Genomic DNA, 12,809 nt, shown 5'->3' on the forward strand with positions numbered 1-12,809 from the left:
TGCCCGCGTACTCCACTCCGACGATGGTCGTGTCGTCGCTGGTGTTCTCGACGACGGTCCGGAGAATTTCCCGCTGCGTCTCCGGGAGTCGAAGGGTGTCACGGTCGCCGAATCCTTCGTTGTGTGGACCTTCGCCGAGGACGACGACGGCGATGTCGGCGTCAGGAGCGGCACTCTCGACGGCACTGCGCTGCTCGTCGGTGAAGCCGTACTCACCGTTTTCGTTGGTCGAGTCCTCGGGAATCGACCACCATTGCGAGCGGTCGAAGTTCGTCGGGACGTGCGTGAGTTGGCCCCTGCCGAGTGCGTTCTCCAGTTCCGCTACCATCGTCGTACCGGTCGGACGAGGGCCGCCGTCCGTGAGCGAGCCGCCTTCGATTCCCTGCCAACCGAGGGTCCAGCCGCCGTACTGCATCAGGATACGGTTCTCGATACCCGTCTCGGGGTCGATTCCCGGTCCCGTGACGAGGACGTTTTCGGTGCCCGAAAGCGGCAGCGCCGAGGGGCCACCCTCCGTCACCGGGTCGTTTTTCAGCAGAACCATCGACTCGCGGGCGAGGTCGGTCGCCACCTCCATCGACTCGTCGTTGCCGACGAGGGAGGTGAGATTCGACGAATCGGCGTACGGGTTCTCGAACAGCCCGAGACTTCGCTTGAGCTGAAGAATTCGCCTGACGGACTGGTCGATGCGCTTCTCGGAGAGGTCGCCGTTGGAGACGAGGGTCTGAACGTGAGCGATGAACTCGGGTGGGGTGAGACCGCCGCCGCCGAGCATTACCATGTCCAACCCCGCCTCGATAGCGGCCTCGACCGCACTCCGTCGGCCGTCCTCGGTGTTCGGGAAGTACTGATGGCGGTCGATCATGCGGAAGAGGTCGTTCCAGTCGGAGATGACGACGCCATCGAAGTCGTACTCCTCCCTGAGGACGTCGGTCAACAGCCACCGCGAGGCGTGCGCCGGGATGCCGTTCACGGAACCGCTGTTGACCATGACCATTCCGGGGCCTTCCGCGATGGCGACCTCGAACGGCGGGAGCAGCGTTTCCCGAAGGTCGCGCATCGAGACGTTGGCTGCCGCCCGGTCGTTGCCGTTGTGGGGGACTTCGTACCCCGCGAAGTGTTTGACCGTAGACGTCACGCGGTCGTTGCTTTCGAGGGCCCGAGTCCGGGCCGCCGAGATGTCCGAAAGCACCTTCGGGTCCTCGCTGATTCCCTCGAAAAACCGCCCCCAGCGCGGGTCGCGCTGAAGTTCGATAGTCGGAGCGAACGTCTCGTGACAACTGGTGGCTTCGAGCACCGCCGCCGTGTGTCGCTCGGCCCGTTCGATGGTTTCGGGGTCACGCGTCGCACCCATGTTGAGCCGGTTCGGGAACACGGTCGCACCGTCGAGGTAACAGGCCCCGTGGACGGCATCGACGCCGTAGAAGAACGGAATCCCGTGCGGGGAGTTGTCGATCATGTACTCCTGAAGCGCGTCGACCTTTTCGACGAGTTCCTGTGGGTCCGTCGTCGGCGGGAGCGACCCGCCGGAGAGCAACGACCCGGCGGCGACCTCCGAGATGAGGTCTCCGATTTCCGAGACGTCCTGGAAGGTCGAATCCGCCTCCGGGTCGAGACTGTTGACCACGGGCTGGATCATCTGCCCGGCCTTCTCGGCGATGGACATATCGTTCAGCATCGCGCCGACCGTGTGTTCATCCGCCGCCACGCCCTGTGCGGTCAGACCGACCGTAGTCGCGGCAGTTGCAGCACCGGTCGCTTTCATAAACGTCCGGCGAGAGTGACCTTCACTACTATTATTGTTAGTTTCTCGCATCCGTTTCCACCATGTGGATGAATATTAATTAATATTTCCCAAATCATAATAATTAATCTATATTCTGAGCATATTATGAATTCTGATAGTACTCTCCGATACCGGTACAGTCTCCGTTCGTAATCAGCGAATCGTATCCATCGCGGAAATCGCAATTGGACCCGCGATTGGAGCGATAGCAATGTTCCCGAAGGAAGTGAAACGATTCACGTCCGGTAGGAAGATGGCCTGTCTACAACAGAAAGCGATGAACTACCCGGATTTCTTTTTGCATCGGAGCTCGAATCTGCGGACATGAAGCGGCGACGGTTTCTCAAAGCGGTGCTCGCCGGTTCGACGACCGGACTGGCCGGCTGTGGACGACCGCCCGGGCGCGACGGTCAATCGAACACGACCGACGCATCCGAGACAGCGACGACAAAGGGAAGCCTTCCGAATGCGGTCGGTCTTCAGACGCTGGCCAGCGGCATGCAAACGCCGCTGGACGTCGCCTTCGCACCCGACGCCGACCGTCGCTACGTCGCCGAGCAGACCGGTCTCATCCATCTCCACGGGTCGAACGGCCTCCGAAAGAAACCGTTTCTAGACCTACGGGATACCGTCGAAGCCGGGGGAGAGAAGGGACTGCTGGGAATCGCGCTCCACCCGAACTTCGCCGAGAACCGCCGCTTGTTCGTTCGATACAGCGCTCCGCTACGGTCCGGAGCGCCAGCCAACTACAGCCACACGTTTGTCCTCTCGGAGTTTGTGGCGACCGAAGACGGCGGCCAGGCGAAGCGCGACTCGGAACGCGTCGTCTTGGAAATTCCGGAGCCACAGAGCAACCACAACGCCGGGGACATCACGTTCGGAGCGGACGGGTATCTCTACGTGGCGGTGGGCGACGGCGGTGGTGGAGGCGACCAAGGAACGGGGCACGTCTCCGACTGGTACGGCGCCGTCGATGGCGGCAACGGACAGGACGTGACTGAGAACCTCCTCGGGAGCATCCTTCGTATCGACGTCGAAACTCGGGCGAACGGGAAGGGCTACGGTATCCCCGACGATAACCCGCTGGTCGGTACCGACGGTCTCGACGAACACTACGCGTGGGGGTTCCGGAACCCGTGGCGGTTTTCCTTCGACCGCGGCGAGTTCTTCGTCAGCGACGTCGGACAGAGCAGCTACGAGGAAGTGAATCTGGTTCAACGGGGAGGCAACTACGGGTGGAACGTCAAGGAGGGAACTCACTGCTACGAGGCGGATAACTGCCCCGACGGGACGCCCGGCAGCGTCCGAGGCGGCGAACCGCTCGTCTCGCCCATCATCGAATATCCCCACTCGGGCGGTTCCGTCAGCGGAATCTCGGTTATCGGCGGCTACGTCTACCGCGGGTCGGCGCTTCGGGCGATGGAAGAAGCGTACATCTTCGGCGATCTGCAGGCTGGCGGGCGACTGTTCGCCGCGACGCGACCCGACGGGGACGGTCAGTGGCCGACGCGGGTCGTCACGGTGGCCGGGGACAGCGGACGGAAGATAGAGCAACTATTCTCGTTCGGCCGTGACGACGCGGGGGAACTGTACGTCCTCGGCAGCGGGGCCGATGGCGACGGCGGGCTTCATCGTATCGTCCCCGCCGGATGAGGAGTTTGCGGTGGGAGCATCGATCGATGGATGGCGAAGTCACGGTAGCGCGATTAGTTCGTGAGTGAGAGATCGAGGAAGTCGATCCGAACGTAATCGTCATGCAGAAGCGGCCGCTCTTCGGAAGCTAAGGCTCCGGATGAGAACGTGGGACTGCTACTGGGGAGAAGTCCGAACCGCAGAACTCCCACAACCAGCCAAGCGCGGCAGCGTCGTATAGCTGACTTCGGGGAAACACTGTGACTGGTTGTGAGAGTGCATCTGAATCATCAGACGGGAGGTTAAAACTCGTTTCGGTAGCACAAAAACTAATTGTAGTAACCCACATGCGAAAGATGGTACCACATATCAAATGTCTTGTGAGATAGTGATTCGACCGCGGTCCTGCCGTCCGTTTCACCCGCACTCTCGTCCACCCGCACTCTCGTGACGCAAGCTAGCTGTTGGGTCACACCGGTCCGCGCTCGGTCTGAATCGGTACCGAGTCGTCATCGAATGCGGAACTCGCTTCCTCCACGTTCATCCCCACGTCCAACGGGCATCGAGAACGTACCGATAGATGCCGCTGATAGCGATGGCAACGGCGTTGGCGATGAGATACAGGATATCCCCCGTGTTCACGAGGACGTAGAGGATGCCGAGTTGAATCGGGATGGCCGACCCACGGACGACGTTCGTTTTGAACAATCCAGTGAGGTAGTCGCTCGTCGTGGAGTTTCGGGACGCGTGGAACGTCCACGCATTGTTGAGCGTATACTGAAATAGAATCGTGATCTCGATGGCTATCAACGCGCCAAACAGGTAATTGAGACCGGCTCTATCGACGAACATCCAGAGGAGGACCATCTGCACGCCCGCGGCGACGCTTCCGACGATTACGAAGCGTCGTAACTGTGGGAGCAGTGTGCCGCGACGGAGGTCACGAAGGAACTCCCGAAGCATCTCTACATACACCAGTGGTTCAGACGGTGTATCCCTGTCGCTTCCCACCCGAGCGTTTCGGTCCGTGAAATCGACGGCGAATCGGGTATCACAGTGGACCAGTCCGATTCGACCATCACTCGATTATATTACCCGGGGATTCGAACGTCGAACTATGACCGTCACGGCAATGCTCACCGTCGCGCCGCTCGACGACGCGACCGCGGATTTCGACGCGGAAATCGCGAAGGCCATCGACGCGCTGGACGACTTCGACGTTCGGTACGAGACGCACCCGATGGAAACGACGATTCAGGCCGACGAACTGTCGGAGGTGTTCGCCGCGGCCCAGGCGGCGACGGAGGCCGTCGATGCGTCACGGACGCTGACGACGTTGAAGATAGACCACTTCCGAGAGGAGACGCTCGATGTAGACGAAAAGGTAGAACGCGTCGAGCAGCACCTCCAGCGGCCCGCACGAAGCGACCGCTGAGCGGCGGGAATCCGAGATTCCGTTTCGACCACCGAACCGGCCCGGTGTTGCGAGTGTATCGTAATTCAAATCAGAAAATATTCATAACACTACTTATCAGAGAATGCATGAGACGCAGCCAGTTCCTCGCAAACGGAACCGCCCTTCTCTCCGTCTTCATCGCTGGATGTGGCCATCCACCCGTCGTTTTGGATATGGACGACGCGACGGCGAACGATATCGCAGACGAAGTTTCGATGGCCCCCGAGCCCGATTCCGAAGAATATACGCTCGTCACGTCGGCTCGCGGGAACGGATCGGCGACGCGGATCGGGGCGTACGAGCTGTTCGACACCACCAACATCGTTCGGATGGGAGACGTCTTCTACGAGGTTTCGGAGACGCGGCTCGAAAGCGACGAGACGACCGTTTACGATGTTCGCATCGATTTCGACCCGGACGATTCGACGCCGGAGCTCGGTGCGATAGAATACGACGACCTGCCAGCCGCGGACCGTAACCGCCTCGATTCCATCCCGTCCGAGGAAAACACGTCCGACCGAGGGCGACGCGATATCGGTATCCACTACGGGACCGCCGAGGAGGTGGGAAACGAATCGGTGTTCGTTCCGAGGCAACGGTACGACATCATCATCCGCGGTGAGAATCGATATCGGGTTGCAGTCGCCACTCGAACGGTAACCGAAGCGGAGTACCGATACGAGGTGACGGAGGTCGCACCTGACGTCGATACGTTCGCCGACCGGATTCGGGAGCGGCACTCGTTCGAACTTACGGACCTCTCCGATGCCGAACGTGCGGTCGTCGAGGAAGCGACCGACGGAGGGTACTTCGAAGACGACGACGCCTTCCGGTCGGTGATCGACCGCATCCGGGGACACGAGGGGATAGACGTGACAGATATCTTTGGAACGTGGCTCGTCGAGTACGAACGCGCCGAGTATATCACCTACGCCGAATGGTGACGACCATCCTCGGCGATTTCGAGGCGAACGTGCCGACACCGGATGTCAGTGCGGAAGGTTCGAACGAACGTATGCCGTTCGGCGAAGAATCGCGCAATCCGCTACTGTGTGGTCCGTCCCTGTTGTCCCTCTCGGTTCGTAGGAAGGACGATACCCATCGAGTATCACCGAATCGGGACGAGAGCAGCACCCGTTATCGATTCGGGGATTCGAACTTCGCTCGAAGTTGGTCGGAGAGGTCCGTCAAATGGGCGGTGCCAAAGACCGCGACGAGGAGTCCACCGATGGTATTGTAGAACAAGTCGAGAATCGTATCGTCCAACCCGTACTGGGTGAGCACCTTTCCGATGCCGACGAGGTTCGAGACGACGGCGACGTAGAACTCGATGAGTTCCCAGATGACGCCGAACGCCATCACGAACAGCAACAGATAGACGAACATGAACGTCGGTGGCATCGATATGTACTCCGTGTGCTCTTCGAGCGCTCGCGTCACCGCGTATGCCACGCCAGCGACGAGCGACGACGACAGCGCGTGCGTCATGTGGTCCCACCACCACGTCGACTTGTAGGGACTGATGAAACCCAACGCGGGCAACGATAGCGTCCCGAGCGCGTGCAGGAACATCGCGAGCGTAATCCAGAGGACGATGCCGCCGTCCATCGTGATGCTATAGTTCCGGTCGAAAAACGCCGGGAGAAACGTGACGAGGAGTCCGACGCTCGCATTCACGGCGATACCGGCGTTCCTTGCCAGAGGCCGACCACCAAGATGCCGATTATCGCCGCTTGGAGGAGTCGAACCAACTGACTCTCCCGGCGCGCCGAGAGGCTGACGGGAGTGTGGAAACTCATGCGCCACGCTCCCGTGGTCGTTCGACGTTCGCGGCGAGCCGACGCCGGAAATACAACCAGAAGAGCACACCAGCGGCGATGCCCGCAACGAACGTCGCGGTGAATATCGTCATGAGTTCGGTGTTCGTCTCGATGAACCTCGTCCCGAGATACGTCGCCGAGGCCGCCGACCCGACGGCCCAGAACCCGGCAGTCGCGAGCGTCACGATGACGGTGAAGACGACCGCGAACTGCGGCGTCATTCGGACCGCCGTCGTCAGTTCGAGTGCGACGACGACGAGCATCGCGAGGGTCGCAACGCTAATCCCAGTCACGATATCGTCGAGGAACACCGGCCGAGCCGTTGCAACAAAGAGCGGGAGCGATGCGACGAGGAGCAGTGGCCACGGAACCGTTCGGGTCCACGACCGGTAGACGACCGCGGGTGAAATAGCGACGAACGCCGCAATCGCGGCCATCGTCGCCTCGACGAACAGGATATTCAATAAGCTCACGACGGCAATCGCAACGAAGACGACCGCGAGAACCCAGGCAATCGTCGCGTTCACGCGCGTATCCCTGATAAACCATTCTTCCGGAAGTGATTGACTCATCTCTCGTCCCCCCAAGAGACCACACGGCGATGAGTTCAGTGCCGTGGTGGTTCCGCCGTCATTGACGACCCGCATCGACTTATCTGTTGTACCGGTCGAAGGGGAAAACAGACAGGGCGGTCTGTTTAATCGGCAGGTTTAGTTCCATATCGAACCCATCGTAATCCGTCCCGAAAGGGACGAGAACGTTTGTCAATCGCCGTGATGCGTCTGAAGACAGTGTGAAGCCGGACGAAATAACTCTCCACACTGTCTCTATCGCACAATACGTCCCTCGTGGTCACAGACGGTGAGACACATCGATCATCGGTCCGGGCGTCGTCTCGACTTCGGTTGTCGTCGTGGCGGTCGGTTCGGTCATCGGCGCGGTACTACTGCCGGTATCGGTCCGCGAGGGTTGCTATCCGCTCGGTGCGAGCGAACTGTCTGTAACGCTCTGGCGACGCTGTATCGAGCAATAGCGACGGGAAAGCGGATAATCGATGTTCCGGTCATCGTTTCTGATTCGTCACATCTGACAGCGGTGTCGCGTTCTCGTTCTCAAACGATGGTAATCTGGCTTCGAATATAATTCGATAGACATCGTAGGAATAGATGTGAAGGTGAGCTACACATGACTCATACACGTCGAATCGAAATTGGAACCGTGAGACTGACTGCCATCGCGACGACGCTCGTCACCACCGCGACCGGAACCGTTGCCGCTCGCGCCACTGGCGCGATTGGCAGTGCACATATGTGGGTCGGTGGCCATATGTGGGGCGATGGCTGGATGGCCGGTGCCGGTTCGATGGGTCTTTGGGGACTCTTCTGGATGGTACTCTTCGTCGCGGTTCCGCTTGCACTCGTATACTACCTGGTGGCTCGTCGCGCTCCCGAGGAATTAGCCGACCCTGCAATGGAGACGGTCCGTGAGCGATATGCCCGCGGCGAAATCGACGAGGAGGAGTTTGAGACGCTGCGCGCGAAACTCACGTGAATGTCCCCTCGTTTCGGTGGGTCGCCCTCGAACGGGACCCATCAGCGACTTGTTCTCGAAACGGGGGATGCAAATCACGCGGAGTAGATACGCCGAGCAGGATACTTCCATTGGTCTCGAAAGCGACGTATGAGACCGTGAACGAGTACGGAGACGGCAATCTCGCGATGGCCAGAACGTTGAAGAACAGAAACGCGACCAGCGCGAACAGACCGTGGATATCGCCTGTATCCAGGGGGAAGCGCCCGGTACCGATTGCACCGATACCGGCCACGGCGAAAATTGCGAGTAGCCAGCGCTTGGAATCGGTGGGGTCGCATTTCCCACGCCCACCATCTGTGACGCGAACGCACGGCAGAGCACATAGTATTTGTGCAAAGCAACCTTCATCACTCGTGATTGAGAGCCGTGGCCGAGAGCAACCACCACCGGGTGGCGCGGGAGACGGAACGAGGAGTTAGGTACGCGATTCTCGCCGCGTTCGTCGTCGGCCTTCGCCGACGGAACCCCGGCGCAATCGTCAACGCGCTAGTCGCGTTCGCAGCGACGTATCTCCCCGATGCCATCGAACGCGAGTACGACATCACCTTCGGACCGTGGCAGCGCGTCTATTTGGACGCCGCGATGCTGACCCACACCGTCGGAATGCTCGGACCGTACGACGACGTGTGGTGGTGGGACCATCTCACTCACACGCATTCCGCGACACTCCTCGGTGGCCTCGTCTTCGTTACCGCTCGCCACAACGGACGTGACCCCCGTCCGCGCGTCCTGGCAGTCGTCGTCGGTCTCGGGGCCTTGTGGGAACTCATGGAGTATACGATTCACGCCGTCGCCGACCGCTTCGGTCTCGAACCCATTCTCGTTTCCTACGGCAGATCCGATATCTTCCTTGACCTCCTGTTCGATCTCGTGGGTGCGGTGCTCGTCATCGTATTTGGAGACCGTTTTCTTCGAAACCTCTATCGACATGCAGAGTAAAACGAGTTACTTCGTCGAGTCCACCGATTCACGCACGTAAGTACGATTCTCGGAGGGTGTTCTACGAATCTCATGCGCGCCGATTCGATTACTATGAGTCATCCTCACGACGCAGGCCGTCGCTTACTCCCCGAGGTACGCCGTTCGAATGTACTCGTCTCCCTGGAGCGCTTCGGGGTCACCCTCGCGCTCTATCGTGCCGTTTTCCAGCAAGTAAACGCGGTCAGCGTGATTCATCGTGAACGTCACGTTCTGTTCAGCGAGCAGTATGGTCACACCCGAGTTCCGAATTGCCTCGAGTCCCGCGCTGATGTCTTGGAGAATGACCGGCGCGAGGCCGAGCGTCGGTTCGTCGAGGATGAGCACGTCGGGGTCGCCCATGAGGGCTCGACCGATAGCGAGCATCTGTTGTTCGCCGCCGCTCATCGTCCGTGCGTTTTGGTCGGAGCGGTCGGCGAGCGTCGGGAAGAGGTCGTAGACGAATTCGAGACGGCCCGCAACGTCGTCCCGACGACGATACGCGCCGAGTTCGAGGTTGTCCTCGACCGAGAGATACCCGAAGAGGTCACGACTCTCGGTGCAGTGGACGAGACCGGCCGCGACGAGATCGGACGGTGACGTCCCGGCGACCTCCTGTCCGCGATACCCGACGTTCCCAGTGTAGTCGTGGAAGCCGGAAATCGTCTCGACGAGGGTGGTCTTCCCAGCACCGTTCGGTCCGATGACGCCGACGATTTCACCCTCGGCAACGGTCGCGGAGATACCGCGAAGAGCGGCGACTTCGCCGTAGGAGACGTGAACGTCGTCGACTGAAACGAGGGCACTCACACCTCTGCCCTCCCGAGATAGGCTTCCTGAACGGTTTCGTTCTCGCGGATCTCGTCGGGCGTTCCCTCGGCGATCTTCGAACCGAACTGGATGACCACCGCTCGGTCGATGAGCGAGAGCAGGCCGCGCATGTTGTGATCGACGACCACGAGCGTCGTACCCTCGTCCCGAAGGGACCGCAGAAGGGTGGACAGGTCGGCGACTTCCCCGCTCGAGAGACCCGCGAAGGGTTCATCCACGAGGAGGAGGTCCGGTTCGGTCGCGAGCGCTCGCGCGAGTTCGAGTCGGAGGAGACCGGCGTGCGGAAGTTCGTCGGGAAACTGTTCGGCTCGGTCGCCGAGCCCGACACGAGCGCAGATCTCGGACGCACGGGTGAGCGTCTGGCCGCGGAGTCCCGACAGCGAGAAGATTCGGTCGGGGGCGAGCGCAAGGGCGACGTTCTCCCGAACCGTCCGGTCTTCGAGCGGCCGGAACGATTGGAACGTACGCGCCATACCTCGCTTTACCATCTCAAAGGCCGGTTCACCGGTCACGTCTTCGCCGCGAAACCAGACGGTCCCGCTGGTCGGCGAGTACGTCCCGGTGACACAGTTGAACGTGGTGGATTTCCCGGCACCGTTCGGTCCGATGAATCCCAGTATCTCACCTTCTTCGACGGCGATGGAGAGGTCGTCGACGGCGGTGAGGCCGCCGAACTCCTTGCGAAGGTTTTCGAGGACGAGGATGCCGTCCGAGGGTGCGTACTCAGCGGTCATCGTCCGCACCTCCGATGGCATCGAACGCGTCCTGATACGCGTCGAGCGTTCGTTCGAGCGGCGTTCTTCCGCCGTCGGCAACGGGTTTCGGCTCGTCGCCCACGATGTTTCGTCCCTGTTCGAGTCCCCATCGAAGGAAGCCGCCGGGGAGGAAGAACAGGAGGGCGAGTGTGACGAGGGAAAACAGGAGAAGGTCCAGGGACGCGACCTGAACGTTCGCCACTGGAACGACCGCTGTGACACCGGAGAGCCACTCGCGAAAGAGACTGAAGAACAGGCCGCCGATGGCAGCGCCCGTGATGGTACCCATCCCGCCGATGATGCTCGCGATGATGACTTCGACGCTGACGCTCATCACGAGCAGTTGACTCGGTTGGGGTTTCCCGACGGTGTGGACGAAGACGCCGCCCGCGAGGCCGCCGACCGCCGCGGAGAGCACGAACGCGAATATTTTGAACTTCGACGGATTGATTCCGGCGGCCGCCACCGCGTCCTCGTCCTCGCGAATGGCGGTGAACACCGCACCGGCATCCGAACGCGTGACAGCGAGCAAGACACCGAGGATGAGAACGAACATGCCGAATGCAACGTAAAAGTCCGCGATGGTTTGCCCGGTAAAACCCGATACCGGTAGCAGCGGGTCCGGACTCGGAAGTCCGAGTTCGCCGCCGAACGTTCCGCTGAACACGATGAATACCTGGAGAAGGATGAGGGGTGCAACGAGCGTGACGAGCGAGAGATACGGCCCTTCGAGACGGAGCGCGGGGACGCCGACGAGTATCCCGGCGAGCGCCGCGAGGACGGTCCCCAACAGTACCGCCGCAATCGGTGGCACTCCCAGTTCGAGGTTCAACAGGGCAGAGCCGTAGCCGCCAACCCCGAAGAAGAGAGCGTGGCCGAAGCTGATTTGCCCCGTGTAGCCCGAAACGACGTCCCAACTCATCGCAAACATGGCGAAAAAGAGCGCCGTCGTCACGCTGACGACCGCGAGGAGACCCCGCCCCTCGCCGAGGAGACCCCGGAGCCAGAACGGTGCGAGTGCCAACACGACTAGTGCGCCGACCCCGAGTTTGTATCGAGGGGCGAATGAAACCATATCGAATCGGTTCGAGCGTTGAACGTCTTCACTCATGGTATCACTCCACCAACTCCCGGCCGAAGAGGCCCTCGGGTTTCACGAGCAGGATGACGACGAGGACGACGAGCGACGCCAGACCGCTGAGACTCGAATCCACGTACGAAACCGTGAACACCTCCAAGAAACCGATGATGTACGCGCCGATGAGACTGCCCCGGATGGAGCCGATACCACCCAGAACGACGATGGAGAACGAGAGGACGAGCGGCCCCCTGCCCATCGCCCACCCGGCGGTCTGTATCGACCCGAGGAATACACCCGCGAGTCCGGCGAGCGCACCGGCGATTACCCACGTATAGAGGTACATCCGGTTCGTTTCGATACCGACGAGCGACGCCCCGCGCGTGGACATGCTGGTCGCGATTATCGCCTTGCCCGTTCGGGAGTAGTTCACGGTCACGAAGAGGGCACCGATGACAACCCACGAGAGCGCGAAGGCGAACACCCGATTCAGTTGAATCCCCCCCATCACCGCGAGATGGCCGCCGAGGAGCGACGGGATAGCCCGTGGTTGCGTTCCGACGAGAACCTTGACGGCCTCCTCGACGACGATGGCCGTCACGAGGGTGAGAATCATCACCGTGATGGGGTCGTGTTGCACGCGTCGTATCAGCACGAAGTAGAGCACGGCGGCGAACGCCCCCGAGACGACCAGCGCGGCGAGGGTAGCGACCCAAATGTTGGCACCGAGTACTCCCGTGACGAAGTACGCCATGAACGCGCCGATGGTGATTATCGCACCGTGACTGAGGTTGAGAACGCCGCCGACGCCGAAGATAAGCGTGAAGCCGATGGCGACGAGGGCGTAGAGCGCGCTGATGAGAGTCGCGTTGACGACGGTGTTGAGTAGTCCGGACATGGC

General features: G+C 60.8%; 12 protein-coding genes and 1 pseudogene. 5 read left to right on the forward strand and 8 right to left on the reverse strand.

Annotated elements, in window-relative coordinates; translation table 11 throughout:
• On the reverse strand, positions 1–1,765 hold a 1,765-nt coding region (locus BG842_RS23790), incomplete at its 3' end, for a glycoside hydrolase family 3 N-terminal domain-containing protein (protein WP_069452742.1).
• A gap of 345 nt (positions 1,766–2,110) precedes the next feature.
• On the opposite strand from BG842_RS23790, the gene BG842_RS23795 reads away from it, so the two are divergent.
• Positions 2,111–3,439: a sorbosone dehydrogenase family protein gene (locus tag BG842_RS23795; protein WP_069452743.1), complete on the forward strand. Its 1,329-nt coding sequence runs from the start codon at positions 2,111–2,113 to the stop codon at positions 3,437–3,439.
• Between the two features lie 519 nt (positions 3,440–3,958).
• Here the strand turns inward: BG842_RS23795 and BG842_RS23800 are convergent.
• Positions 3,959–4,381 (reverse strand): GtrA family protein, encoded by a 423-nt coding sequence (locus BG842_RS23800; RefSeq protein WP_069452744.1) that lies wholly within the window; start codon positions 4,379–4,381, stop codon positions 3,959–3,961.
• A 154-nt stretch (positions 4,382–4,535) separates the two neighbouring features.
• Between BG842_RS23800 and BG842_RS23805 the strand changes: the two genes are divergently transcribed.
• Positions 4,536–4,853: a thiamine-binding protein gene (locus BG842_RS23805; RefSeq protein ID WP_007980799.1), complete on the forward strand. Its 318-nt coding sequence runs from the start codon at positions 4,536–4,538 to the stop codon at positions 4,851–4,853.
• Positions 4,854–4,960: 107 nt separating this feature from the next.
• Positions 4,961–5,818: a hypothetical protein gene (locus BG842_RS23810; RefSeq protein WP_069452745.1), complete on the forward strand. Its 858-nt coding sequence runs from the start codon at positions 4,961–4,963 to the stop codon at positions 5,816–5,818.
• A 193-nt stretch (positions 5,819–6,011) separates the two neighbouring features.
• Here the strand turns inward: BG842_RS23810 and BG842_RS23815 are convergent.
• Together BG842_RS23815 and BG842_RS23820 are read right to left on the reverse strand one after the other, a co-directional pair.
• Positions 6,012–6,673: pseudogene (locus BG842_RS23815) on the reverse strand (hypothetical protein).
• Positions 6,670–7,266, reverse strand: a complete 597-nt coding sequence (locus BG842_RS23820) for a hypothetical protein (protein ID WP_254663437.1) — start codon at positions 7,264–7,266, stop codon at positions 6,670–6,672. Before BG842_RS23820 ends, BG842_RS23815 begins: the two are co-directional and overlap by 4 nt.
• Positions 7,267–7,879: 613 nt before the next feature.
• Here BG842_RS23820 and BG842_RS23825 point away from each other — a divergent pair.
• On the forward strand, positions 7,880–8,245 hold the full coding sequence (locus BG842_RS23825; protein WP_254663438.1) for an SHOCT domain-containing protein: 366 nt from the start codon (positions 7,880–7,882) through the stop codon (positions 8,243–8,245).
• 408 nt (positions 8,246–8,653) lie between these two features.
• Positions 8,654–9,226, forward strand: coding sequence for a hypothetical protein (locus tag BG842_RS23835; RefSeq protein WP_069452748.1), 573 nt, complete (start codon positions 8,654–8,656; stop codon positions 9,224–9,226).
• Between the two features lie 123 nt (positions 9,227–9,349).
• On the opposite strand, the gene BG842_RS23840 is transcribed toward BG842_RS23835, so the two are convergent.
• Genes BG842_RS23840 through BG842_RS23855 form a run of 4 tightly spaced genes read right to left on the reverse strand, consistent with a single transcriptional unit; the run spans position 9,350 to position 12,806 of the window.
• Entirely contained in the window at positions 9,350–10,054 is a 705-nt protein-coding gene (locus tag BG842_RS23840; protein WP_069452749.1) for an ABC transporter ATP-binding protein, read from the reverse strand.
• Positions 10,051–10,809, reverse strand: a complete 759-nt coding sequence (locus BG842_RS23845; protein ID WP_254663439.1) for an ABC transporter ATP-binding protein — start codon at positions 10,807–10,809, stop codon at positions 10,051–10,053. Before BG842_RS23845 ends, BG842_RS23840 begins: the two co-directional genes overlap by 4 nt.
• Positions 10,799–11,941: a branched-chain amino acid ABC transporter permease gene (locus BG842_RS23850; protein ID WP_069452751.1), complete on the reverse strand. Its 1,143-nt coding sequence runs from the start codon at positions 11,939–11,941 to the stop codon at positions 10,799–10,801. Before BG842_RS23850 ends, BG842_RS23845 begins: the two co-directional genes overlap by 11 nt.
• Before the next feature lie 4 nt (positions 11,942–11,945).
• Positions 11,946–12,806 carry a branched-chain amino acid ABC transporter permease gene (locus tag BG842_RS23855; RefSeq protein WP_069452752.1) on the reverse strand — a complete coding sequence of 287 codons (861 nt, stop codon included), beginning with the start codon at positions 12,804–12,806 and terminating at the stop codon, positions 11,946–11,948.
• Positions 12,807–12,809: the final 3 nt, after the last annotated feature.

The sequence above is a fragment of the Haladaptatus sp. W1 genome (assembly GCF_001723155.1).
GTDB lineage: Archaea > Halobacteriota > Halobacteria > Halobacteriales > Haladaptataceae > Haladaptatus > Haladaptatus paucihalophilus.